Origin of the sequence: Ralstonia sp. NFACC01, assembly GCF_900115545.1 — a bacterium.
GTDB classification, from domain to species: domain Bacteria; phylum Pseudomonadota; class Gammaproteobacteria; order Burkholderiales; family Burkholderiaceae; genus Ralstonia; species Ralstonia mojiangensis.
Genome location: NZ_FOWV01000001.1, coordinates 243712 through 268778 on the forward strand (window position 1 = coordinate 243712; position 25067 = coordinate 268778).

General features: G+C 62.2%; 25 protein-coding genes. All 25 read left to right on the forward strand.

The features are described 5' to 3' along the window. The first annotated feature begins 54 nt into the window (after positions 1–54). Positions 55–558 (forward strand): NADH-quinone oxidoreductase subunit NuoE, encoded by a 504-nt coding sequence (gene nuoE, locus BM136_RS01115; RefSeq protein WP_004630801.1) that lies wholly within the window; start codon positions 55–57, stop codon positions 556–558. Continuing rightward, entirely contained in the window at positions 559–1854 is a 1296-nt protein-coding gene (nuoF, locus tag BM136_RS01120; RefSeq protein WP_092969566.1) for an NADH-quinone oxidoreductase subunit NuoF, read from the forward strand. 12 nt (positions 1855–1866) lie between these two features. Continuing rightward, positions 1867–4218, forward strand: a complete 2352-nt coding sequence (nuoG, locus tag BM136_RS01125; RefSeq protein WP_092969568.1) for an NADH-quinone oxidoreductase subunit NuoG — start codon at positions 1867–1869, stop codon at positions 4216–4218. 8 nt (positions 4219–4226) lie between these two features. Next, the gene (nuoH, locus tag BM136_RS01130; RefSeq protein ID WP_009241059.1) at positions 4227–5291 is read left to right on the forward strand and encodes an NADH-quinone oxidoreductase subunit NuoH; all 1065 of its coding nucleotides are present in this window, start codon (positions 4227–4229) and stop codon (positions 5289–5291) included. 20 nt (positions 5292–5311) lie between these two features. Continuing rightward, the gene (nuoI, locus tag BM136_RS01135) at positions 5312–5803 is read left to right on the forward strand and encodes an NADH-quinone oxidoreductase subunit NuoI (RefSeq protein ID WP_003261939.1); all 492 of its coding nucleotides are present in this window, start codon (positions 5312–5314) and stop codon (positions 5801–5803) included. 146 nt (positions 5804–5949) lie between these two features. Next, the gene (locus BM136_RS01140) at positions 5950–6582 is read left to right on the forward strand and encodes an NADH-quinone oxidoreductase subunit J (RefSeq protein ID WP_092969570.1); all 633 of its coding nucleotides are present in this window, start codon (positions 5950–5952) and stop codon (positions 6580–6582) included. Between the two features lie 17 nt (positions 6583–6599). Next, on the forward strand, positions 6600–6911 hold the full coding sequence (nuoK, locus tag BM136_RS01145) for an NADH-quinone oxidoreductase subunit NuoK (protein ID WP_004630788.1): 312 nt from the start codon (positions 6600–6602) through the stop codon (positions 6909–6911). Positions 6912–6940: 29 nt separating this feature from the next. Beyond that, positions 6941–9001: an NADH-quinone oxidoreductase subunit L gene (gene nuoL / locus BM136_RS01150; RefSeq protein WP_092969572.1), complete on the forward strand. Its 2061-nt coding sequence runs from the start codon at positions 6941–6943 to the stop codon at positions 8999–9001. A gap of 12 nt (positions 9002–9013) precedes the next feature. After that, entirely contained in the window at positions 9014–10480 is a 1467-nt protein-coding gene (locus tag BM136_RS01155; protein WP_092969574.1) for an NADH-quinone oxidoreductase subunit M, read from the forward strand. Between the two features lie 16 nt (positions 10481–10496). Next, entirely contained in the window at positions 10497–11972 is a 1476-nt protein-coding gene (nuoN, locus tag BM136_RS01160) for an NADH-quinone oxidoreductase subunit NuoN (protein ID WP_092969576.1), read from the forward strand. Positions 11973–11982: 10 nt separating this feature from the next. After that, positions 11983–12297: a DUF2818 family protein gene (locus tag BM136_RS01165; protein WP_092969578.1), complete on the forward strand. Its 315-nt coding sequence runs from the start codon at positions 11983–11985 to the stop codon at positions 12295–12297. A 44-nt stretch (positions 12298–12341) separates the two neighbouring features. Next, a complete protein-coding gene (locus BM136_RS01170; protein ID WP_092969580.1) occupies positions 12342–12953 on the forward strand; it encodes an NUDIX domain-containing protein in 612 nt (203 codons plus the stop codon). A 137-nt stretch (positions 12954–13090) separates the two neighbouring features. Next, complete coding sequence (locus BM136_RS01175; protein ID WP_092969582.1) at positions 13091–13552, forward strand: DUF1178 family protein; 462 nt, start codon at positions 13091–13093, stop codon at positions 13550–13552. A gap of 84 nt (positions 13553–13636) precedes the next feature. Continuing rightward, entirely contained in the window at positions 13637–14833 is a 1197-nt protein-coding gene (locus tag BM136_RS01180; RefSeq protein WP_092969584.1) for an acyl-CoA dehydrogenase family protein, read from the forward strand. A 35-nt stretch (positions 14834–14868) separates the two neighbouring features. Continuing rightward, on the forward strand, positions 14869–15999 hold the full coding sequence (locus BM136_RS01185; RefSeq protein ID WP_092969586.1) for an acyl-CoA dehydrogenase family protein: 1131 nt from the start codon (positions 14869–14871) through the stop codon (positions 15997–15999). Between the two features lie 56 nt (positions 16000–16055). Continuing rightward, a complete protein-coding gene (locus BM136_RS01190; RefSeq protein WP_027681044.1) occupies positions 16056–16541 on the forward strand; it encodes a MaoC family dehydratase in 486 nt (161 codons plus the stop codon). A gap of 37 nt (positions 16542–16578) precedes the next feature. Next, positions 16579–17058 (forward strand): MaoC family dehydratase, encoded by a 480-nt coding sequence (locus BM136_RS01195; protein ID WP_092969588.1) that lies wholly within the window; start codon positions 16579–16581, stop codon positions 17056–17058. Between the two features lie 265 nt (positions 17059–17323). Continuing rightward, positions 17324–18580 carry an urea ABC transporter substrate-binding protein gene (gene urtA / locus BM136_RS01200; protein ID WP_092969590.1) on the forward strand — a complete coding sequence of 419 codons (1257 nt, stop codon included), beginning with the start codon at positions 17324–17326 and terminating at the stop codon, positions 18578–18580. A 99-nt stretch (positions 18581–18679) separates the two neighbouring features. Next, complete coding sequence (urtB, locus tag BM136_RS01205; protein ID WP_175537051.1) at positions 18680–20311, forward strand: urea ABC transporter permease subunit UrtB; 1632 nt, start codon at positions 18680–18682, stop codon at positions 20309–20311. 1 nt (position 20312) lies between these two features. After that, positions 20313–21482: an urea ABC transporter permease subunit UrtC gene (urtC, locus tag BM136_RS01210; RefSeq protein WP_062738381.1), complete on the forward strand. Its 1170-nt coding sequence runs from the start codon at positions 20313–20315 to the stop codon at positions 21480–21482. After that, a complete protein-coding gene (urtD, locus tag BM136_RS01215; RefSeq protein WP_009241045.1) occupies positions 21479–22330 on the forward strand; it encodes an urea ABC transporter ATP-binding protein UrtD in 852 nt (283 codons plus the stop codon). The genes urtC and urtD overlap by 4 nt, the downstream gene beginning before the upstream one ends. A gap of 1 nt (position 22331) precedes the next feature. Further along, entirely contained in the window at positions 22332–23024 is a 693-nt protein-coding gene (gene urtE, locus BM136_RS01220; RefSeq protein ID WP_004630761.1) for an urea ABC transporter ATP-binding subunit UrtE, read from the forward strand. A gap of 102 nt (positions 23025–23126) precedes the next feature. Continuing rightward, positions 23127–24014: an urease accessory protein UreD gene (locus BM136_RS01225; protein WP_092969592.1), complete on the forward strand. Its 888-nt coding sequence runs from the start codon at positions 23127–23129 to the stop codon at positions 24012–24014. A gap of 90 nt (positions 24015–24104) precedes the next feature. Beyond that, positions 24105–24407 carry an urease subunit gamma gene (gene ureA, locus BM136_RS01230; RefSeq protein WP_045206205.1) on the forward strand — a complete coding sequence of 101 codons (303 nt, stop codon included), beginning with the start codon at positions 24105–24107 and terminating at the stop codon, positions 24405–24407. A gap of 34 nt (positions 24408–24441) precedes the next feature. After that, positions 24442–25059 (forward strand): HupE/UreJ family protein, encoded by a 618-nt coding sequence (locus BM136_RS01235; protein ID WP_092969594.1) that lies wholly within the window; start codon positions 24442–24444, stop codon positions 25057–25059. Positions 25060–25067: the final 8 nt, after the last annotated feature.

Below are 25067 nucleotides of genomic sequence, written 5' to 3' on the forward strand. Positions count from 1 at the left end.
CGGGGCAAAGCTGCTAGGTAACACGCCCCGCGTCCCGCACCAATCGCAACGAACATGCTATCAGCAGAAGCTCTCAAGGAAATCGACCGGGCGGTCGCGAAATATCCCGCCGACCAGAAGCAGTCCGCCGTGATGGCGGCGCTGGCGGTCGCGCAGAGCGAGAAAGGCTGGGTCTCGCCCGAAGTCATGCAGTTCGTGGCCGAGTACCTCGAAATGCCGCCGGTGTGGGTCGAGGAAGTGGCGACGTTCTACAACATGTACGACACCAAGCCGGTGGGCCGCTTCAAGCTGTCGGTGTGCACGAACTTGCCGTGCGCGCTGTCGGGCGGGGAGCGCGCGGCCGATTACCTGAAGAAGAAGCTCGGCATCGGTTTCAACGAAACCACGGCCGACGGCAACTTCACGCTGAAGGAAGGCGAGTGCATGGGCGCGTGCGGTGATGCGCCGGTCATGATCGTCAACAACACCCACATGTGCAGCTTCATGAGCAACGAGAAGCTCGACGCGCTGATCGCCGACCTCCAGTCGAAGGCGCCGACCAACGGAGCAGGCAAGTAAATGACCTCCCTGCACGATCGACATATCCAGCCGTTGATTCTCGCTGGCCTGAACGGCGACAACTGGCACCTCGAAGATTACGTCAAGCGTGGCGGCTATCAACAGCTCAAGCGCATCCTTACCGAGAAGGTCACTCCCGAACAGGTCATTGCTGACGTGAAAGCGTCGGGCCTGCGCGGTCGTGGCGGTGCAGGCTTCCCGACTGGGCTGAAGTGGAGCTTCATGCCGCGCCAGTTCCCGGGCCAGAAGTATCTTGTCTGCAACACGGACGAAGGCGAGCCGGGTACGTTCAAGGATCGCGACATCATCCGTTACAACCCGCACGCGTTGATCGAAGGCATGGCCATCGGCGGTTACGCGATGGGCATCACCGTGGGTTACAACTACATCCACGGCGAAATCTGGAACGAATACAAGATCTTCGAGCAGGCGCTTGAAGAAGCGCGTGCTGCGGGCTTCCTGGGCGACAACATCCTGGGTTCTGGTTTCAACTTCCAGCTGCATGCGCACCATGGCTATGGCGCGTACATCTGCGGCGAAGAGACCGCGTTGCTTGAGTCGCTGGAAGGCAAGAAGGGCCAGCCGCGTTTCAAACCGCCGTTCCCGGCAAGCTTTGGTCTGTACGGCAAGCCGACCACCATCAACAACACCGAAACCTTTGCCGCAGTGCCGTTCCTGCTGGCCATCGGTCCGGACAACTACTTGAAGATGGGCAAGCCGAACAACGGCGGCTCGAAGATCTTCTCTGTGTCCGGCGACGTGGAGCGTCCGGGCAACTACGAGATTCCGCTCGGCACACCGTTCTCCAAGCTGCTGGAACTGGCCGGTGGCATGCGCGGCGGCAAGAAACTCAAGGCGGTCATCCCGGGTGGTTCGTCGGCGCCGGTAGTGCCGGCCGACCTGATGATGGCCTCCGACATGGACTACGACTCGATCGCCAAGGCTGGCTCGATGCTGGGCTCGGGCGCTGTGATCGTGATGGACGAAACGCGCTGCATGGTGAAGTCGCTGCTGCGCCTGTCGTACTTCTATTTCGAAGAGTCGTGCGGCCAGTGCACGCCGTGCCGCGAAGGCACCGGCTGGCTGTATCGCGTGGTCGACCGCATCGAGCACGGCAAGGGCCGTCAGGAAGACCTGGACTTGCTGAACAACGTGGCCGAAAACATCATGGGCCGGACTATCTGTGCGCTCGGCGATGCCGCTGCGATGCCGGTCCGCGGCATGCTCAAGCACTACTGGGATGAGTTCGCGTATCACGTCGAACACAAGCAGTGCATGGTGCCCACCTACATTTAAGCGTGGCAGAACATGGTTGAAATCGAAATCGATGGCAAGAAAGTCGAGGTTGCCGAAGGCAGCCTGGTGATGGAGGCGGCTCGCCAGACGGGCACCTACATTCCTCACTTTTGCTATCACCGCAAACTGTCGGTCGCGGCCAACTGCCGGATGTGCTTGGTCGAAGTCGAGAAGGCGCCCAAGGCGCTGCCCGCCTGTGCCACGCCTGTCACCGCGGGCATGAAGGTCTTCACAAACTCCGAGAAGGCGGTGAAGGCGCAGAAGTCCGTGATGGAATTCCTGCTGATTAACCACCCTCTGGATTGCCCGATCTGTGACCAGGGTGGCGAGTGCCAACTGCAGGATCTGGCCGTGGGCTATGGCAAGTCTGAATCGCGCTACCAGGAAGAGAAGCGTGTGGTGTTCCACAAGAACGTGGGCCCGCTGATCTCCATGGAAGAGATGACGCGGTGCATTCATTGCACGCGTTGCGTCCGCTTTGGTCAGGAAATTGCCGGCGTGATGGAGTTGGGCATGCTCAACCGCGGCGAGCATTCCGAGATCACGACGTTCGTTGGGCAGACCGTTGACTCCGAGTTGTCGGGCAACATGATCGACCTGTGCCCGGTCGGCGCGCTGACCAGCAAGCCGTTCCGCTATTCGGCCCGTACGTGGGAACTGGCACGCCGCAAGTCGGTGTCGCCCCACGACGGCCTGGGCGCGAACGTGATCGTCCAGACGAAGAACCAGCGCGTCATGCGCGTTCTGCCGCTGGACAACGAAGCCATCAACGAATGCTGGCTTTCCGACAAGGACCGCTTTGCCTATGAAGGCGTGAACAGCGACGATCGTCTGACGCAGCCGATGCTCAAGCAAGGCGGTCAATGGAAGGCTGTCGACTGGACCACCGCGCTGGAATACGTTGCTAACGGCCTGAACGAAATCAAGCGCGACCACGGCGCTGAGCAGATCGGTGCATTGGCCAGCCCGCACAGCACGCTGGAAGAGCTGTTCTTGCTGCAAAAGCTGGTGCGTGGCATTGGCAGCGACAACGTCGATTTCCGTCTGCGCCAATCCGATTTCTCCGTCAAGCCGACGGGCGCTCCGTGGCTGGGCCTGCCAATCGCCGATGTGTCGCTGCTGCAGCGCACGCTGGTGGTGGGCGCCTTCCTGCGCAAGGATCATCCGCTGCTGGCTGCGCGTTTGCGGCAGGCTGGCAAGAAGGGTGCGCAACTGAACGTGATCGGTGCCGGCGGCGAAGATCTGCTGATGCCCGCCACGCAACTGTTGGGTGCACCGTCGCAATGGCTGTCGCTGCTGTCGCAAGTGGCGGTGGCCGTGGCTGCTGCCAACAACGTTGCTCGTCCGGGCGGCACCGATGGTATCGAAGCCGGTGACGTGGCCAAGCGCATCGCCGCAAGCCTTGCTTCGGGCGAGCGCAAGGCTGTGTTCCTCGGCAACGCTGCTGTGGCGCATCCGCATTTCTCGCAACTGCACGCGCTGGCTCAGTGGGTTGCGCAGCAGACCGGCGCGACGCTCGGCTTCTTGACGGAAGCGGCCAACACCGTTGGCGGCTACATTGCCGGTGCGTTGCCGCAAGGCAACGGCCTCGACGCTGCCGCCATGCTGGCGCAGCCGCGTCGCGCATACGTGCTGCTGGGCGCTGAACCCGAATTCGATACTGCGAATCCCGTGCAGGCTCGTGCGGCACTGGACCAGGCTGACACTGTGATCGTGCTGGCGCCGTTTGCCTCCCGCGCCGCACTCGAGTACGCCGACGTGCTCCTGCCGACTGCACCGTTCACGGAAACTTCGGGCACGTTCGTCAACTGCGAAGGTCTGCCTCAAAGCTTCAACGGTGTTGTGCGTAGCCTGGGCGATTCGCGTCCTGCCTGGAAGGTCCTGCGGGTGTTGGGCAACCTCCTGAACGTGTCGGGCTTTGAATACGACAGCTCGGAAGTGGTGCGCGATGAAGTTCTTGCCAAGCCGGTCGCCGACCGCTTGTCGAATACGACGATCGCGCAGACCGTTGCCCCCGCTGCCACCATTGCCGGCGTCGAGCGTCTGGCTGATGTGCCGATCTACCACGCCGATCCGATCGTCCGCCGCGCTGGTTCGCTGCAACTGACGGCTGCAGCACGCGCTGCCGTGCGCGCTGGCTTGCCGGCTGATCTTTACGCGCAACTGGGCCTGACCAATGGTGACGCCGTGCGCGTGACGCAAGGGCAGAGCAGTGTGGTGCTGCCGGCCGTGCTGGACAAGTCGCTGGCTTCCGGCGTGATCCGGGTGCCCGCTGCCACCGAAGCTTCGGCTCAGCTGGGTGCCATGTTCGGCGCGGTAAGCGTTGAGAAGGTTGAATCGTCCGCGCTGGCGGCTACGGTGTAAGGGTCAACATGATCGAGTCGATTACTTCTTTCGGTACCGCCACCTTCGGTGGGTGGTGGCCGCTGATCTGGACGCTGGTCCGCGCGGTCTGCATCATTCTGCCGTTGCTGCTGTGCGTGGCTTACCTGATCCTGTGGGAGCGCAAGCTGATCGGCTGGATGCACGTGCGTCTGGGCCCGAACCGCGTGGGCCCAATGGGCCTGTTGCAGCCGATTGCCGACGTGCTCAAGCTGCTGCTCAAGGAAGTCATGGTGCCGAGCGCGGTCAGCCGTGGGATGTACATCATTGCGCCGCTGATGGTGCTGATGCCCGCTGTGGCGATCTGGGCGGTGATTCCGTTCCAGGCTGAAGCCATGGTGTCGAACATCAATGCCGGCCTGCTGTACGTGATGGCGATCAGCTCGGTGGGTGTGTATGGCGTGATTCTGGCCGGCTGGGCTTCGAACTCCAAGTACGCGTTCCTGGGTGCGATGCGCGCCTCGGCGCAGATGATTTCATATGAAATCGCCATGGGCTTCGCGCTCGTGACGGTGCTGATGGTAACGGGCAGCTTGAATCTGTCGGACATCGTTAACTCCCAGAACCGCGGTTTCTTTGCGGGTCACGGTATCAACATCCTTTCGTGGAACTGGCTGCCGCTGCTGCCGATGTTCGGCGTCTATTTCATCTCGGGTGTGGCTGAAACGAACCGCCACCCGTTCGATGTGGTGGAGGGTGAATCCGAAATCGTGGCCGGCCACATGATCGAGTACTCGGGCATGGCGTTCGCGCTGTTCTTCCTGGCCGAGTACATCAACATGATCGTGATCTCGGCGCTGACGGCGACGCTGTTTCTGGGCGGCTGGGCTTCGCCCATCGATGCACCGGTCCTGAACTGGATTCCGGGCTTCTTCTGGCTGCTGATCAAGGTTTTCCTGCTGCTGTCGGTCTTTATCTGGCTGCGTGCATCGTTCCCGCGTTATCGCTATGACCAGATCATGCGTCTGGGCTGGAAGATCTTCATTCCGCTCACTGTGGGCTGGCTTGTCGTCGTCGCCATCTGGTTGGTGTCGCCGTGGAATATCTGGAAGTAACGGGACAATAGGAAGGCACCATGTTGCTTGCCATCAAGGAATTTTTTAACAGCCTGCTCCTGAAGGAACTCTTCAAGGGGCTGGCGCTGACCGGGCGCTACCTGTTTGCGCGCAAGATCACTGTTCTCTTTCCGGAAGAGAAGACGCCGCTGTCGCCGCGTTTCCGCGGTCTGCATGCACTGCGTCGCTATCCGAACGGCGAAGAACGATGCATCGCTTGCAAGCTGTGCGAAGCCGTTTGCCCGGCTCTGGCCATCACGATCGAGTCGGACCAGCGCGACGATGGCACTCGCCGCACCACGCGCTACGACATCGACCTGACCAAATGTATTTTCTGCGGCTTCTGTGAAGAGGCTTGCCCGGTGGACGCCATCGTCGAGACGCACATCCTGGAATACCACGGTGAAAAGCGCGGCGATCTGTATTTCACCAAAGACATGCTGCTGGCCGTGGGTGATCGCTTCGAGCCGGAAATTGCGGCCAACAAGGCGGCCGACGCAAAGTACCGCTGATTCAGAACGTCCGCCGTGCGGTTGGCGGGCGGTGCAGTTGACATCCCGGTTGGACAACGGCTCTTCGAGAGCCAACCAGTTGCGATGGCATCACGCCATCGCGGCTTTGGACAAGCGCGTGCCGCAAAACGGCCCGTGCCAGGATCATGGAAATCACGACGATCATCTTCTACTGTTTCGCGCTCGTGCTGGTGCTCGCAGCGCTGAAGGTCATCACCGCGAAGAACCCGGTGCACGCGGCGCTGTTCCTCGTGCTCTCGTTCTTTACCGCGGCGGCGATCTGGATGCTGCTCAAGGCGGAGTTCCTCGCCATCACGCTGGTGCTGGTCTACGTGGGGGCAGTGATGGTGCTGTTCCTGTTCGTGGTGATGATGATCGATATCGACATCGAGCACCTGCGGCGCGATTTCTGGACCTACGTGCCGATGGCAGCCTTCGTGGGCGTGGTCATCATCCTGGAAATGGCCGTCGTGCTGACCAAGACCTTCATGGGTCGCGTACAGCCCGTGCAGGAGCTGCCGAAGGGCTTTAACGGTCCGAATACGCAGGCGCTCGGGAAGCTTATCTATACCGATTACATCTATGCCTTTGAAGTGGCTGGCGCAGTGCTGCTGCTGGCCATTGTTGCGGCAGTGGCTCTGACTGCCCGCCGCCGCAAGGACACCAAGGCCCAGAACGTGTCCGATCAAATCCGCGTGAAGCGCAAGGACCGCGTCCGTCTGGTCTCGATGCCGTCTGAGAAGTCGGCTGGCGCAGCTTCGGCTGAATCCAAGAGCTGAGCCCCGGGAGAACTCATATGTCTTCGCTATCCCTTGCCCATTACCTCGTGCTCGGCGCGGTGCTGTTTGCCATCAGCATCGTCGGCATTTTCCTGAACCGCAAGAACGTCATCGTGCTGTTGATGGCGATCGAACTGATGTTGCTGGCGGTTAACCTGAACTTCGTCGCGTTCTCCCATTACTTGGGCGATCTGGCGGGGCAGGTGTTCGTATTTTTCATCCTGACGGTGGCCGCGGCGGAATCCGCGATTGGTCTCGCCATTCTGGTGGTGCTGTTCCGTAATCTGGATACCATCAACGTCGACGATCTGGACAGCCTGAAGGGCTGACCTCCGCATCCACCTATAAGAAGCGTTCCATGGCTACCACGCTCAACCCCAACCTGCTGCTGGCGATCCCGCTCGCGCCGCTGGCCGGCGCGGCGATCGCCGGGCTGTTCGGCACCAAGTTCTTTGGCGAGAAGATCGGCCGCACGGCATCCCACAGCGTCACCATCCTTGGTGTTGCGATCGCCTTCATTCTGTCGGCGCTGACGCTGTCCGACGTTATCAATGGCGCCGGTTACAACGGCACCGTCTATGAATGGATGACGGTGGGCTCGCTGAAGATGGAAGTCGGCTTCCTCATCGATTCGCTTACGGCGATGATGATGTGCGTGGTGACCTTCGTCTCGCTGATGGTGCACATCTACACCATCGGCTACATGGCGGAAGACGACGGCTACAACCGTTTCTTCGCGTACATCTCTCTGTTCACCTTCTCGATGTTGATGCTCGTGATGAGCAACAACTTCCTGCAGCTGTTCTTTGGTTGGGAAGCGGTGGGTCTGGTGTCGTACCTGCTGATCGGCTTCTGGTTCAAGCGCCCGACGGCCATCTACGCCAACATGAAGGCGTTCCTGGTCAACCGCGTGGGTGACTTCGGCTTCGTGCTCGGCATCGGCTTGCTGCTTGCCTACAGCGGCAGCCTGAGCTACGCCGACGTGTTTGCCGCCCGCGACAACCTGGCCACGGTCGGCTTCCCCGGCACCGATTGGCACATGCTGACGGTCGCCTGTATCTGCCTGTTCATTGGTGCGATGGGTAAATCGGCGCAGTTCCCGCTGCACGTATGGCTGCCGGACTCGATGGAAGGTCCGACCCCGATTTCCGCACTGATTCACGCGGCCACTATGGTGACTGCCGGTATTTTCATGGTCGCGCGCATGTCGCCGCTGTTCGAGTTGTCGGACACCGCGCTGTCATTCGTGCTGATCATCGGCGCCATCACTGCGCTGTTCATGGGTTTCCTGGGCATCATCCAGACCGACATCAAGCGGGTGGTGGCGTACTCCACGCTGTCCCAGCTGGGCTACATGACCGTCGCGCTGGGCGCATCGGCTTATCAAGTGGCCGTGTTCCACCTGATGACGCACGCGTTTTTCAAGGCGCTGCTGTTCCTCGGCGCGGGCTCGGTCATTATCGGCATGCATCACGATCAGGACATGCGCAACATGGGCGGCCTGCGCAAGTACATGCCGATCACATGGCTGACGTCGCTGGTGGGGTCGCTGGCGTTGATCGGCACGCCGTTCTTTGCAGGTTTCTATTCGAAGGACTCGATCATCGAAGCGGTGCGTGAATCGCACCTGCCGGGCGCTGGTTTCGCTTACTGGGCGGTACTGGCCGGTGTGTTCGTGACCGCGTTCTACTCGTTCCGCATGTACTTCCTGGTGTTTCACGGTGAAGAGCGGTTCGGCAAGGAAGACTCGCATCACGAAGGCAATCACGTGGATGAAGAAGAGACCGCCGACCATCACCACGGTTTGGCCCCGGGGCAGAAGCCGCACGAGTCGCCGTGGGTGGTGACGGTGCCGCTGGTCCTGCTGGCGATTCCGTCGGTCATCATCGGTGCAATGGCAATCCAGCCGATGCTGTTCGGCGAGTTCTTCAAGCACGGTGTGGTGTTTTCGGAAGTCATCTTCAATGCTGACAACCACGAAGCAATGAAGGTGTTGGCCGACGACTTCCACGGCTGGGTCGAGATGGCGCTGCACGGCTTCACGTCGGCCCCGTTCATCCTGCTGCTGGCCGGTGTCGTGTTGTCGTGGTTCTTCTACCTCAAGCGTCCGGATATTCCGGCAGCAATTGCCCAGCGCTTCTCCGGTGTCTACAAGCTGCTGGACAACAAGTACTACATGGACAAGATCAACGAGATCGTCTTCGCCAACGGTGCGGTCAAGTTTGGCCGTGGCCTGTGGAAGGGCGGCGATCAGGGCGTGATCGACGGTGTTGTCGTCAATGGCAGCGCACGTCTGGTGGGCTGGTTCGCGACTGTCGTGCGCCTGCTCCAGTCCGGCTTCATCTATGACTATGCGTTCGCGATGATCATCGGCACGGTTGGGCTGCTGACGTATTTCGTGTTCCTGGCAGGCAAATAAGGGATTACAAAAATGGTTCTGTCTTTTGCGATCTGGCTGCCGATCTTCTTCGGCGTGCTGGTGCTGGCCTCGGGCTCAGACCGCAATCCCGGTTATGTCCGCTGGATGTCGCTGATCGGCTCGCTGATCAGCTTTGTGATGACGCTGCCGCTGATCACGCGTTTCGATAAGACGACGGCTGCAATGCAGTTCGTCGAGAAATCGTCGTGGATCGAGCGCTTCCACATCAGCTACTACCTAGGTGTCGACGGCATCTCGATGTGGTTCGTGGTGCTGACCGCATTCATCACCGTCATCGTGGTGATTGCCGCGTGGGAAGTGATCACCGAGCGCGTGGCGCAGTACATGGCCGCGTTCCTCATCCTGTCGGGCCTGATGATCGGCGTGTTTGCGTCGCTCGACGGTCTGCTGTTCTACGTGTTCTTCGAAGCCACGCTGATCCCGATGTACATCATCATCGGCGTGTGGGGCGGTCCGAACCGCGTCTATGCGGCATTCAAGTTCTTCCTGTACACGCTGCTTGGCTCGTTGTTGACGCTGGTTGCGCTGCTTTATCTGTACTTCCACAGTGGCACGTTCGAGATCCTGCAATGGCATCAGGTCAAGCTGTCGATGAACGAGCAGATCCTGATCTTCCTCGCGTTCTTCATGGCCTTCGCCGTGAAGGTGCCGATGTGGCCGGTGCACACGTGGCTGCCGGACGCTCACGTGGAGGCGCCGACCGGTGGTTCCGTGGTGCTGGCCGCCATCATGCTGAAGCTGGGCGCCTACGGTTTCCTGCGGTTCTCGTTGCCGATCGCCCCGGATGCCAGCCATAGCCTGTCTGCATTCATCATTGCGATTTCGCTGGTCGCCGTGATCTACATCGGCTTGGTCGCGCTGGTGCAGGCCGACATGAAGAAGCTGGTCGCATATTCGTCGATCGCGCACATGGGCTTCGTCACGCTGGGCTTCTTCATCTTCAACGAGATCGGTGTCGAGGGCGGTATCGTTCAGATGATCTCGCACGGCTTCATCTCAGGCGCAATGTTCCTGTGCATTGGCGTGTTGTATGACCGCGTGCACTCGCGTCAGATTGCCGATTACGGCGGTGTGGTGAACACCATGCCGAAGTTCGCGGCGCTGTCGGTCTTCTTTGCGATGGCCAACTGCGGCCTGCCGGCAACCTCGGGCTTCGTCGGCGAATTCATGGTGATCCTGGGTTCGGTCAAGTTCAACTTCTGGATTGGCCTGTTGGCCGCCACGGCGCTGATCTTTGGCGCAGCGTATTCGCTGTGGATGGTCAAGCGCGTGATCTTCGGTGATGTGACCCACGAGCATGTGGCCGAGCTGAAGGACCTGAATTGCCGCGAGTTCTTCATGTTGGGCGTGCTCGCGATCGCCACCCTGTACATGGGCCTGTATCCGAAGCCCTTCACCGATGTCATGCATGCGTCCGTGGTCAACCTGCTGACCCACGTGGCTCAGTCGAAGCTGTAAGCAGCGAGAAGAAACTATGCAATCGTCCTCCTCTATTGCGGCTTTTGCCCCAATCGTTTTTCTCGCGCTGGGCATCGGTGCCGTCAACTGGATTGACTTGGCACGCGGCCAGAAACGAAGCAGCGTGGCGTATCCGGTTTCGTTGGTGATTACGCTGGTTCTGGCCGTTTGGTTCGCGTTGAACGCCGCGAACGGTGAGACGCACTACGTCTTCGGCAACATGGCCGTGATCGATCCGATGGCCAACGTGCTGGCGTCGTTCTGTGCGCTGACGCTGTTTGCCACACTGGTGTACACCCGCCGCTATCTCGCCGACCGTGACATGTATGCAGGCGAGTTCTACATGTTCGCCTTGTTTACGCTGGGTGGTCAGGTGGTGATGATCACCGGCAACAATTTCCTCGTGCTCTATCTGGGCCTGGAACTGCTGTCGCTGGCGTCGTACACGCTGGTAGCGTTGCGTCGCCGTTCGAACGTGTCGTCCGAATCGGCCATGAAGTATTTCATTCTGGGCGCACTCGCATCGGGCCTGTTGCTGTACGGCATGTCGATGCTGTACGGCGCGACCGGCTCGCTGGAGCTGGGCAAGGTGTTTGACGCGATCAAGAACGGCGAGATCAACAAGACGATCCTCGTGTTCGGCGTGGTGTTCATCGTTGCTGGCCTGGGCTTCAAGCTGGGTGTGGCGCCGTTCCACATGTGGGTGCCCGACGTGTACCAAGGCTCGCCGACGGCTGTGACGCTGCTGATTGCCGGCGCACCGAAGGTCGCCGCGTTTGCAATGACGTTTCGCATTCTGGTGGAAGGCTTGCTGCCGCTGGCATTTGACTGGCAGAACATGCTGATCGTGCTGGCCGTCGTGTCGCTGGCTATCGGCAATATCACGGGCGTTGTTCAGACCAATTTCAAGCGTCTGCTGGGCTACTCCACCGTCTCACACATGGGCTTTCTGCTGCTCGGCTTGGTGGCGGGCGTCAGCTCCGCCAAACCGGACCTGACGGCCCAGGCTTACAGCGCGTCGATGTTCTATGCGATCACCTACGTGCTGACCGCATTGGGTGGCTTCGGCATGATCCTGCTGCTTGCACGCAAGGGCTATGAGGCAGAAGAGATTGCCGACCTCAAAGGCTTGTCGAAAAAGAGTCCGTGGTTTGCGCTGCTGATGCTGTTCATCATGATGTCGCTGGCCGGCTTGCCGCCGACGGTTGGCTTCTACGCCAAGCTGTCGGTCCTGGGTGCGGTGGTCGATGCCGGTATGCCTTGGCTGGCCGTCGTGGCCGTGCTGTTCTCGCTGGTCGGTGCGTTTTACTACCTGCGCGTCATCAAGGTTATGTACTTTGATGCGCCGGCAGACGATGGCCCCGTGGAGGCCACCTTTGGCCTGCGCTCGCTGCTGTCGGTCAATGGCCTGTTGGTGTTGTTGCTGGGTATCTTCCCGGCCGGTCTGATGGCCGTGTGCTATCAGGCAATCCGCCTGACGCTGGCTTCATAAGCTGAGCACCGTGAGCACTTCGACGGGCGGTCTGTTTGTCATCGTGTTGGCACTGATCTGTGCCAACCTGCCGTTCGTCAACCAACGCGTGCTGGCGCTGGTGCCGGCACGCTGGCCGCGCAAGCCGTTCTGGCTGCGCGGCACCGAGCTGATTGCCATGTATGTTGTGGTGGGGCTGATCGGCTTTGGTATCGAATCGAGCCAGGGCAATGCGTTCCCGCAAGGCTGGCAGTTTTATGCGATCACCGCTTGCCTGATGCTGGTGTTCGCGTTTCCCGGCTTCACTTGGCAATACCTGGTTCGCCATCCCCGCGATTCCCGTTAAATCCCGCCGGGCAGGTCCTCGCTGTCTCGGCATGAGAGAGCGCCATGTCCGATCACACCCCGCTGAACGCCACCTCTGATGCGACGCAGGACCAGGATGCCGGTCTGCGCGAGACGCAGGTCGCCTCTGCGTTGATGCACCAGGGCAAATTTCTCACGCTCAAGCAAGACATCGTTCGCCTGCCGGACGGCCGCAATGCCAGCCGCGAATACCTCATCCATCCGGGCGCGGTCATGATGATTCCGCTGTTCGATGACGGGACGGTGCTGATGGAACGTCAGTTCCGTTACCCGGTCGGTAAGGTGATGATTGAATTCCCGGCCGGCAAGCTCGATCCGCAGGAAGGCGCGCTCACATGCGGCAAGCGCGAACTGCGCGAGGAAACCGGCTACACGGCCGAACGCTGGGACTACCTCACGCGCATTCACCCGGTCATTTCGTATTCCACCGAGTTCATCGACATCTATCTTGCCCGCGATCTCAAGCAGGGTGTGGCAATGTTGGATGAGGGCGAATTTCTCGAGACCTTCGTCACGCCGGCCGGCCAATTGATCGATTGGGTGCGCGAAGGCAAGATTTCCGACGTGAAGACCATTATCGGCACGTTCTGGCTTGAGAAGATTTTGTCAGGTGCCTGGGCGCCGGGTGCCGTCTGATGTGCTTATAGCCGTCGCTTAAACACACCCTTTTCCTGCCGTTGTTACCATAGCGAACGGTCGTGCGAAAAAATTAGCACGACCGTTCACAAATTTTCGAATCGGGGATACACTCATCCCCATGCGCTGGACCGATCATGAAAGTGCTGGACCTCCGCTGTGCCAATGACCACCGCTTCGAAGGCTGGTTCGGCTCCGATGCCGACCTGCAATCGCAGCAAGAACGCGGGCTGTTGACGTGTCCTGTCTGCGGTCACAACGAGGTTGAGCGCTTGCCGAGTGCGCCGCGCCTGAATCTGTCGTCGTCACGAACGGAGGCTGCCCAAAAGGGCGCTGCCGCCAAGACAGCCGAAGGTGAGGGCGGTGTATCCACAACCCTGCAACAGCTCTACCTGAAAGCCGTGCGCCATGTCCTTGCGAATACCGAGGACGTCGGCGAGCGGTTTGCAGAGGAGGCGCGCCGCATGCACTACAACGAGGCGCCGGAGCGGGGCATTCGCGGGACGACGTCTCGGGAGGAAGCGCAGGAACTGGCCGAGGAAGGCATCGACGTGATGCCGCTGTTGGTGCCCGACGCGCTCAAGCAACCCGTGCACTAGCAGCCTCGATTCAGGTCCGCGCCGGTCCGACAGAACGTTCTCCACCGATTTGCCACGGTGGGGAGCTAACCACAGGAGACAGGCATGGATCTGAACTACTCGGCGGCCGACGATGCGTTCCGCCAGGAAGTCCGCGGCTGGCTGGAAGCCAATCTGCCCAAGGACATCCAGGACAAGGTGTTGAACCACCGCCGCCTGAGCCGCGACGATTTCGTTCGCTGGCATAAGGCGCTCGCAGCGAAGGGCTGGTCTGTACCGCACTGGCCGGTCGAGTGGGGCGGCACCGGCTGGTCCCCTATCCAAAAACACATCTGGGACGAAGAGTGCGCGCAGGTCGGCGCGCCTGGCGTGCTGCCGTTCGGCGTCAGCATGGTCGCGCCCGTGATCATGAAGTACGGCAATGAAGCGCAGAAGCGTTACTTCCTGCCGCGCATTGTTGATTGCACCGACTGGTGGTGCCAGGGCTATTCGGAACCGGGTTCCGGGTCCGATCTGGCCTCCGTGAAGACACGCGCCGTGCGCGAAGGCGATCACTACATCGTCAACGGCCAGAAGACCTGGACGACGCTCGGCCAGCACGCCGACATGATCTTCTGCCTGGTTCGCACCGACCCCGACGCGAAGAAGCAAGAAGGCATCTCGTTCCTGCTGATCGACATGAAGACGCCGGGCATTACCGTGCGCCCGATCATCATGCTGGACGAAGAGCACGAGGTGAACGAAGTCTTCTTCGACAACGTCAAGGTGCCCGTCCAGAACCTGATCGGTGATGAGAACCGCGGATGGACGTACGCCAAATACCTGCTCGGCCACGAGCGTACGGGCATTGCACGTGTGGGCAATTCCAAGCGCGAATTGGCGTTCCTCAAGCGCGTTGCCAAGCAACACCAGAAGAACGGCAAGCCGCTGCTGCAGGACCCGGTATTCGGTACCAAGGTGGCGTCGCTGGAAATCGAACTGCTGGCGCTGGAGATGACGGTGCTGCGCGTGGTGTCGAGCGAGAACGCAGGCAAGGGCCCGGGGCCCGAGGCGTCGCTGCTCAAGATCAAGGGCACGCAGATCCAGCAGATGCTGACCGAGCTGATGGTGGAGGCCGTGGGGCCATACGCCCAGCCGTTCGACCCGAGCTACCTTGAAGGCGACACCTCGCAAGCCGCGACGGGCGACAACGATGCCGCGCCGCTTGCGCCGTACTACTTCAACTATCGCAAGACCTCGATCTACGGCGGATCGAACGAAATCCAGCGCAACATCATCTCGCAGATGATCCTTGGCGTCTGAGCAGAACGGCGACAGCACACATAGCGGAGACAAACATGGATTTCTCGTTCACCGACGAACAGAAGCAACTGGCCGATGCGGTGCGCCGCTTCATCGAGAAGGACTACAGCTTTGAGGCGCGCAACAAGGTCGTGTATTCGCCGGAAGGTGTGTCGCAGGGCCACTGGGATGCACTGGCCGAACTGGGCCTGACCGCGCTGCCTGTGCCCGAAGCACAAGGCGGTTTCGACGGCCGCGCGATGGACCTGCTGGTGGTGATGCAGGAGCTGGGCCGCGGCCTGGTGGTGGAGCCGTATCAGGCCACCGTGCTGGGCGCGCAGGCACTGAAGCTCGCAGGCGGCCAAGAGGCATTGCTGGAAGAAGTTGCTGGCGGCGCCGTGAAGCTGGCCATTGCATTCGGCGAGCGCCAATCGCGTTACGAGCTGTTCAACGTCACCACGCGCGCTACGCAGCAGGGCGGCGGTTGGACGCTTACCGGCGAGAAGGCGGTTGTGGTGCATGGTGCGCAGGCAGACAAGCTGATCGTCTCGGCGCGCACCGGTGGTGAAGCGCGTGATACGTCGGGCCTGTCGCTCTTCGTGGTCGACCGCGATGCGGCTGGCGTGACGGTCAAGGACTACCGCACGATCGACAACCTGCACGCCGCGGACATCCGCTTCGACAACGCGCCGGCAACGCTGCTCGGCAAGGCCGGCGAAGCGTGGGAGACCATCGACGCCGTCGCCGATCTCGGCTGCGTGCTGTTGTGCGCTGAAGCGATCGGTCTGATCGATGCGCTGAACGCCGCCACGCTGGAGTACACCAAGACCCGCCAGCAATTTGGCGTGCCCATCGCGCGCTTCCAGGCGCTGCAGCACCGCATGGTCGACATGTTCATCCATGGCGAGCAGGCGCGTTCGATCACGTATCTGGCGGCTGCGCACTTTGAAGATGGCGATGTCGAGGCGCGCCGCCGCTATGTGTCGGCGGCCAAGGCGCGTGTCGGCCAGGCTGCGCGTGATGTTGGCCAGGAAGCGGTGCAGTTGCACGGCGGCATGGGCGTGACGAACGAACTGCCGGCCGCACACAGGTTCAAGCGGCTGACGATGATCAACACGACGTTGGGTGACGTGGATCATCACCTGGCACGCTTCGCATCGCTGCCCGGCTTCCAGCAGGCGGCTTAACGGCAAACCTGAACGCCCCGCATTCGTGCGGGGCGTTGTCATTTGGAGGAGACGACATGGTGGAAAACGAAAACGCAGCGGCGACACGATCGTACGAGTTCTACTTCGACGATTTCGAGGTCGGCCGCACGCTGCAGATGGGTACCTACACCGTCACCGAAGAAGAGATCCTGACCTTCGCGCGGCAGTACGATCCGCAGCCATTCCACATCGATGCAGAGGCCGCCAAGCACAGCATCTACGGCGGCATTATTTCGAGCGGCTGGATGACCTGTTCGATCATGATGCGGCTGATGGTGACCGGCTTCCTGGGCAAGGCAGCCAGCATGGGCTCGCCGGGCGTGGATGAAATCCGCTGGATGAAGCCGGTGTATCCGGGCGACACGCTGTCGGTGTCGAGCACGTGCATGGAAGTGCGTCCCTCGCAGTCGAAGCCGGACCGCGGTGTGGCGGTCAACCGCTGGGAGGCGCGCAACCAGCGCGGCGAACTCGTCTGCACGGTCACGGGCATGGGCTTGTTTGGCCGGCGCCCGAAGGCTTGATGACACCTCATCGCATCACAACAAGGAGACAACGCAGATGCGCATCATCGAATCGCTCGACGAGCTGAAAGGTTTGATCGGCCAGGAAGTTGCCGTGAGTGACTGGACCGAGATCACGCAGCAGCAGGTGAACCTCTTTGCCGAGGCCACGGGCGATCACCAGTGGATTCACGTGGATGTGGAGCGCGCCAAGCGTGAGTCGCCGTTTGGCGCACCGGTGGCGCACGGCTTTCTGACGCTGTCGCTGCTGCCGATGCTGATGGCCAACGCGATCGAGATGTCCGACGTGAAGATGGGCGTGAACTACGGGCTGAACAAGGTCCGTTTCACCGCTCCAGTCCCCGTGGGCAGTCGTGTGCGCGCTCGCGTGAAGCTGGTCGAAATGGAAGCGCTGCCGCCGCTGCCCAATGCCCCCGCGTTGACCGGCGCGCAGATGACCTGGGCCGTGACCATCGAGCGAGAGGGGCAGGAGCGCCCCGTGTGCGTGGCCGAATCGATTTCGCGCCGCTATTCCTGAGTCCCGTTTTTCGCAAGGCTCCGAGGCCGGCGCAATGCCGGCCTTTCTTTTTGCATCGGTTTGCCCTTGCGCCCCGCTTGTTTTGTGCTTGTCTTCTTGCGCCCCAAGCAGGCGCATTCCAACGAACAAATGCGCTGACTTGGCGCCGCTTTGGCACCGTTTTGGCGCGGATTTCCCTTCGAATGAGCCAAATGCGATGGCACGGTAGTTGCACTTTTGGGCCCCGGGGAGTCGTTCTCGCCACCAATAAACCCAAGGAGCCGCAATGAAACGTCGTGAGCTGTTGAAGCTGTCTGCCGTCGCCGCCGCAACGCTGTTGTCCGTGTCGAGCCTCGCGTTTGCTCAGGCAAAGGACCCGATCAAGGTCGGTATCCTGCATTCGCTGTCGGGCACCATGGCCATCTCCGAAACGTCGCTGAAAGACGTGGCGCTGATGACGATCGACGAGATCAACAAGAGCGGCGGCGTGCTGGGCCGCAAGCTGGAACCGGTGGTGGTGGACCCGGCATCGAACTGGCCGCTGTTTGCCGAGAAGGCGCGCGGGCTGCTGACGCAGGACAAGGTGGCTGTGACGTTCGGCTGCTGGACGTCGGTGTCGCGCAAGTCGGTGCTGCCGGTCTATGAAGAACTGAACGGCCTGCTGTTCTACCCGGTGCAGTACGAAGGCGAAGAGATGTCGAAGAACGTCTTCTACACCGGTGCTGCGCCCAACCAGCAGGCCATTCCGGCGGTGGAATACCTGATGAGCAAGGAAGGCGGCGGTGCCAAGCGCTTCTTCCTGCTCGGTACCGATTACGTCTATCCGCGCACGACCAACAAGATCCTGCGCGCGTTCCTGCACAGCAAGGGCGTGAAGGACAGCGACATCGAAGAGGTCTACACCCCGTTTGGTCATTCCGACTATCAGACCATCGTTGCCAACATCAAGAAGTTCTCGCAGGGCGGCAAGACGGCCGTGGTGTCGACCATCAACGGCGACTCGAACGTGCCGTTCTACAAGGAACTCGGCAACGCCGGCCTGAAGGCCAAGGACGTGCCGGTGGTGGCCTTCTCGGTGGGTGAAGAAGAACTGCGCGGCATCGACACCAAGCCGTTGGTGGGCCATCTGGCCGCATGGAACTACTTCATGTCGGTCAAGAACCCGGTCAACGACGACTTCAAGAAGAAGTGGGCTGCATGGGTCAAGGCCAACAACCTGCCGGGCGGCGACAAGCGCGTCACCAACGACCCGATGGAGGCCACCTACGTCGGCATCATGATGTGGAAGCAGGCCGTCGAGAAGGCGGGCTCCACCGACGTGGACAAGGTCCGCAAGGCGATGTACGGCCAGCAGTTCAAGGCACCGTCGGGCTTCACGCTGGTGATGAACAACAACCATCACTTGAGCAAGCCCGTGATGATTGGTGAGGTGCGCGGCGACGGCCAGTTCAACGTCGTGTGGAAGACGCCGACGGTGATCCGCGCCAAGCCGTGGAGCCCCTACATCCCCGGCAACGAGGGCAAGCCTGACGAAGTGAAGTAATCAGGCGGACCGGCGGCGCATACAGCGCGGCCGGTCCTTTGAACGACGCTGCACGACGTGGCGGACGGCCCAACATCGGCCGCCACGCATCGGATTGCCATGATGCGCTTGTCCCGCTGGTTGTTTCATTCTCTTGCCGCACTGCTGTGCGCTTTTTGTCTGGCTGCGACGCCCCAAGGCTCTGCGTGGGCCGCCGGACAACCCCTGACCCAGGCCGATCTCAAGCCGCTGGCCGAAGACGACTTCGATGCCAAGGTCAAGGCGCTGAATGCGCTGACCGCAGCGCCCGCCGAACAAGCCCGGCCGATCCTGCAAGCCTTGCAGAATGACGCGCTGTTCTTTGCGCCTGCCGCCGGCATGGTGCGTCAGGACGGCGAGAAGTACCTGGACGCCGTCACTGGCCAGCCCGTCACCGTCAAGGCCGACGATCTGCAGTCCCTCACACTGAACAATGCCCTGCGTGCGCAAGTGGACAGTGCGGCGAGCGGCTTCGTGCTGCAATCGCCCGATCGGGCCGTGCGCGCGCAGGCCGTCGATACGCTGCTTGCGCATCCCGAGACGGCGTCGCGCCCCATTGTCGACGCGGCGCGCAAGCATGAAACCGATCCGGAGTTGCGCAGCAAGCTGCATGTGCTCTGGGCCAATCTCGCGCTCGACGACGGCACGCATGCCGAGAAGCTCGAAGCGCTCAAGCTGCTCGCAGGCGACACCAATCCGCAGACGCGGCAGCGCATCGCCCCGTTGCTTGCCAAGGACAGTGGTGCCGACGATGAACTGCGCGCCGCGGCCCAACAGGCGCTCGACGGCCTCGCCGCGCAGCAACGCAAGGCCGAGCTGGTCGGTAACCTGTTTGCGGGGCTGAGCCTCGGCTCGGTGCTGCTGCTGGCGGCGCTTGGGCTGGCTATCACCTACGGGCTCATCGGCGTCATCAACATGGCGCACGGCGAGTTCCTGATGATCGGCGCGTACGCCACCTACGTGGTGCAGACGATTTTCCGCAACTACTTTCCGAACGCGTTCGACTGGTATCTGCCCGCGGCGCTGCCTGCTGCGTTCCTTGCGGCGGCCATCGTCGGCTTTGCGCTGGAGCGGCTGGTGCTGCGTCACCTGTATGGCCGTCCGCTCGAAACGCTGCTCGCCACGTTCGGGATCAGCCTGCTGCTGATGCAGGCCGTGCGTTCGATCTTCGGTGCGCAGAACGTGGAGGTGGCGAACCCGAGCTGGATGAGCGGCGGCATTGCGCTGTATCCGGGCCTCGTACTGCCTTACAACCGGCTCGTCATCCTGCTGTTTGCGCTGGCCGTGGTGGCGATTGCGTGGGCGGTGCTCAACCGCACGCGCCTGGGCCTGTTCGTGCGGGCCACCACGCAGAACCGCACGATGGCGGCCTGCGTTGGCGTGCGCACGTGGAAGGTCGACAGCTACGCGTTTGCATTCGGCGCCGGCATTGCCGGCCTGGGCGGCTGCGCACTCTCACAGATCGGCAACGTCGGGCCGGACCTCGGCCAGAGCTACATCATCGATTCGTTCATGGCCGTGGTGCTGGGCGGGGTGGGGCAACTGGCGGGCACGATCATCGGCGCGTTCGGGCTGGGCCTCATCAACAAGTTCATCGAGCCGTTCTACGGCGCGGTGCTGGCAAAGATCATCGTGCTGGTGCTGATCGTGCTGTTCATCCAGAAGCGTCCGCAGGGCCTGTTCGCCCTCAAGGGCCGCAGCGCCGAGGCCTGATATGACGACGACCAAGTTCTCTCTCGATATTCCGGCGCGCATGCCGCTGCTGTCGCGGCGCGGGTGGTCTGCGCTGGTGCTCGTGTCGCTCATCGTGTGCATTGGTGCGCCGGTGTGCGCGCTGCTCGTGCCGGAGGGCAGCCCGCTGCATCTGTCGGCGTATGCGCTCACGCTCATCGGCAAGATCATGTGCTACGCGCTGGCGGCGCTGGCGCTCGATCTGGTGTGGGGCTATTGCGGCATCCTGAGCCTCGGTCACGGCCTGTTCTTCGCATTGGGTGGCTACGGGATGGGCATGTACCTGATGCGCTCCATCGGCCGCGAAGGCGTGTACAAGAGCGATCTGCCGGACTTCATGGTCTTTCTCGACTGGAAGGAGCTGCCATGGTTCTGGCACGGCACCGAGCATTTCGCCTGGGCGATGCTGCTGGTGGTTCTGGTGCCCGGCGTGCTGGCGTGGCTGTTCGGCTTCTTTGCCTTCCGCTCGCGCGTCAAGGGCGTCTACCTGTCGATCATCACGCAGGCGATGACGTATGCGGCCATGCTGCTGTTCTTCCGTAACGAGACGGGCTTTGGCGGCAACAACGGCTTTACGGATTTCAAACGCATCCTCGGCTTCCCGATCTCCGCATTGCCAACGCGCACCGTGCTGTTCGTGGCGACGTTCGTGGCGCTCGTGCTGGCGTTCATCGCCTGCCGCGCCATCGTCACGTCCAAGTTCGGCCGCGTGGTCACCGCCATTCGCGATGCCGAAGCGCGCGTGATGTTCTCCGGCTACAACCCGCTCGGCTACAAGCTGTTCGTGTGGACGTTTTCGGCCGTGCTCTGCGGCATCGCGGGCGCGCTCTACGTGCCGCAGGTCGGCATCATCAACCCAGGCGAGATGTCGCCGGGCAACTCCATCGAGATGGCCGTGTGGGTGGCCGTGGGCGGGCGCGGCACGTTGATCGGCCCGATCATCGGCGCGTTCCTCGTCAACGGCGCCAAGACGTTGCTCACCGCATGGGTGCCGGAGTACTGGCTGTTTGTGCTCGGTGCGATCTTCGTGCTGGTGACGCTGTATCTGCCGAACGGCGTGCTGGGGCTGCTGGGCAAGCTGCGCATGAAAAAGCGCGCGCCCACGCCAGCCGAGGCGCATGAAGCCGCGACCGTCACCGGAGACCACGCATGAGCACGTTCACCGAACTCCCCGACCGCGCGGAGACCGGCACTGCCACCGGCATGGGCCACCTGGTCGAGCCGGACACGATCGACGTCTCGCACGGCGCCATCCTGTATCTCGAAGACGTGACTGTGCGCTTCGGCGGCTTTCGTGCACTGAACGCGCTCACGCTGTCGATCGACCACGGTGAGCTGCGCTGCATCATCGGCCCCAACGGCGCGGGCAAGACCACGATGATGGACGTGATTACCGGCAAGACCGGGCCGCGCAATGCAGACGTCACCGGCCGCGTCTTCCTGGGCCAGACCATCGACCTGCTGCGCCTGACCGAGCCGCGCATCGCGCAGATCGGCATCGGCCGCAAGTTCCAGAAACCGACCGTGTTCGAGCAGCACACCGTGTGGGAAAACCTGGAACTGGCCATGAAGGCCGACAAGCGCTGGTGGGTCTCGCTGCGCGCGCGCCTGCTGAACGACGGCCGCCAGCGCATCGAAGAAACGCTCGGCCGCATCCACCTGGAAGCAGAGGCCTATCGGCCCGCCGGGCTGCTCTCGCACGGCCAGAAGCAGCGGCTGGAGATCGGCATGCTGCTGATGCAGCAGCCGCAATTGCTGCTGCTCGACGAACCGGTCGCCGGCATGACGGATGAAGAGACGATGCAGCTCGCAACATTGCTCAACGGCCTGCGTGGCACGTGCTCGATCATGGTTGTGGAGCACGACATGGAGTTCGTCGCCGCGCTGGCGGGGGCGGAAGGGCGCGTGACCGTGCTGGCTGAAGGCAGCGTCCTGGCCGAAGGCACGCTCGATGCCGTCAAGCGCGATGAGCGGGTGATCGAATCCTATCTGGGGCGTTGATATGTTGCAGGTCCAACAACTGAACCAGTACTACGGCGGCAGCCACATCCTGCGCAACGTCAGCTTTGACGTCCCCACGGGCAAGCTGACCACGCTGCTTGGCCGTAACGGCGTGGGCAAGACGACGCTGCTCAAATGCTTGATGGGGGTGGTGCCCACTGCCAGCGGTGCGATCGATTGGGAAGGGCGCACCATCCAGAAGCTGCCCGCGTACGAGCGTGTCTCGCAGGGGCTCGCCTATGTGCCGCAGGGGCGCGAGATCTTCCCGCGGCTGACGGTGGAAGAAAACCTGCTGATTGGTGCCGCCGCCAAGCGTGCGCCGTCCAAGGTGCCCGATTCCATCTACGAGCTGTTTCCCGTGCTCAAGGAGATGAAGGGCCGGCGCGGCGGCGACCTGTCCGGCGGCCAGCAGCAGCAACTTGCCATCGGTCGTGCGCTGATGAGCGAGCCGCGCCTGCTGATCCTGGACGAGCCGACCGAAGGCATCCAGCCGTCGATCATCCAGGAGATCGGCCGCACGCTGCGCCGCCTCGTCGATGAGTTCGGCATGTCGGTCCTGCTGGTCGAGCAGTACTACGACTTTGCGCGCAGCATTGCCGACCGCTACGTAGTCATGAGCCGCGGCGAGGTCATCGCGCAGGGCGACGGCGCCAATATGGAAGCCGATGGCGTGCGTGATCTGGTCGCCGTTTGATGCCCCGGCTGATGCCCCGGCATTCGACGGAAAAAGTCGAATGCCAAATCTGCGGCATCTGGCTATGATGAGAAAATTCCTAGCCGCCGTGCTGCCTTCCTGATGCGCCATCCCGATTTTCCTGTCCCGCCGCAGACCGATTCGTTCGCGTCCTGGGAAGCCTCGCTGCACCTGGCGTTTGCACGGCGCGGTGAGCGCACCGTGCTGGCCATGTGCCGGCATCGGGGGCCGCTGCGGGTGCAGAAGGCGCTGTATCCGGAAGGCGAGGGCGTGTGCCATGCCGTCATGCTGCATCCGCCTGCAGGCATTGCCGGCGGTGATGTACTCGATATCGACATCGAACTCGGTGCCGATGCGCATGCTGTGCTGACCACGCCCGGCGCCACCAAGTGGTACAAGTCGCTCGGCCGCACGGCCACGCAGCGCGTTGCCATCCGGGCGGAGCCGGGGGCGCGGCTCGACTGGCTGCCGCAAGAGAACATCGTCTTCAACCAGGCCCGCCCGATCATCGACCTGGCGCTGGACCTGGCACCGGGCGCGACGGCCATCGGCTGGGACACCACCATGCTCGGCCGCCACGCCGCCGGTGAATCGTGGGCCGAAGGCCGCATCGTCATGCGCACCGCCTTGCGTTGCAACGGTCAGCCGCTGTGGATTGAGTCGGCGGCGTTCGATGCGCAATCGCCTGTGCTGAATGCGACGACGGGCATGGCCGGCTTCCACGTTGTCGGCACGCTCTGGGCCGTGGGCGAGGGCGCGACCGATGTCCTGGCCGAATCGATGGCCGAGCACCTGCCGTACAACGACGACCTGCGCGCGGGCGTCACCTGCCTCACGCAAGATGCGCCCGGCCTGCCAAACGTTTTGTTGCTGCGCGTCCTTGCACGCCGGCCCGAAGATGCACGCGCCTTGTTGGCCCAGACGTGGCTGGCGCTGCGCGAACCGATGCATGGCGTGGCGGGCCGTCCGCTGCGCCTCTGGTCTACATGACGGCCACATGATGGCCACGTGATGGCGACGTGACCTCGCATCGTCCGATCCGAACTGAACTGAATTGACCCTCACCGAAGAGAGCCCCTCGTGGAACTGACCCCGCGCGAAAAAGACAAGCTGCTGATCTTCACCGCCGCCTTGCTGGCCGAGCGCCGCAAGGGCCGCGGCCTCAAGCTCAACTACCCGGAAGCCGTCGCCTTCATCAGCGCCGCCATCATGGAAGGCGCACGCGACGGCAAGACCGTCGCCGAGCTGATGCACTACGGCACCACGCTCCTCACCCGCAATGACGTGATGGACGGCGTGGCCGAGATGATTCCCGACATCCAGGTCGAAGCCACGTTTCCCGACGGCACGAAGCTCGTCACCGTCCATCATCCGATTGTTTGAAGTCCGCACGCCACTCACCACTACGAGTCCTGCCATGACGCCTACCCTGTCTCGCTTCGTCCGGCCCGCTGCGGCCATTGCGCTCACGTTTGGCGCCTCCGTTGCCTTCGCTCACCCGGGGCATCCGGGCCATACCGCCGAGGGCAGCCTGCTTGCGGGGTTCCTGCATCCGCTCACCGGCGCAGATCACCTCCTGGCCATGGTGGCCGTGGGTGTATGGAGCGCGCTCGCCTCGCGCTCGGTGCGCGACGCATTGTGGGCGCCGATCGCCTTTGTCGCGTTGATGATCCTGGGTGCGCTGCTCGGCGCGGGCGGCGTGGCGGTGCCGATGGCCGAGCCGATGATCGCCGCATCGCTGCTGGTGTTCGGCCTGCTGATTGCCGCACGCGCCCAGCTGCCGACCTGGGAAGGTGCACTGCTGTGCGGCGCGTTCGCGCTGTTCCACGGCTGTGCGCACGGCACGGAATTCCCCGCAGGCGCGCAAGCCATGTTCCCGTACTTCGTTGGCGGCTTTGCCGTGGCGACGGCGCTGCTGCATACCGCCGGTATCGGCGCGGGCTTTGCACTGAAGCCGCGTCTGGCATGGCTGGCGCGTCTGTCGGGTGTGGGCGTGGCGCTGTACGGTGCCGGCCTGCTGGCGGCGGCTGTCTGAAGGGGAGC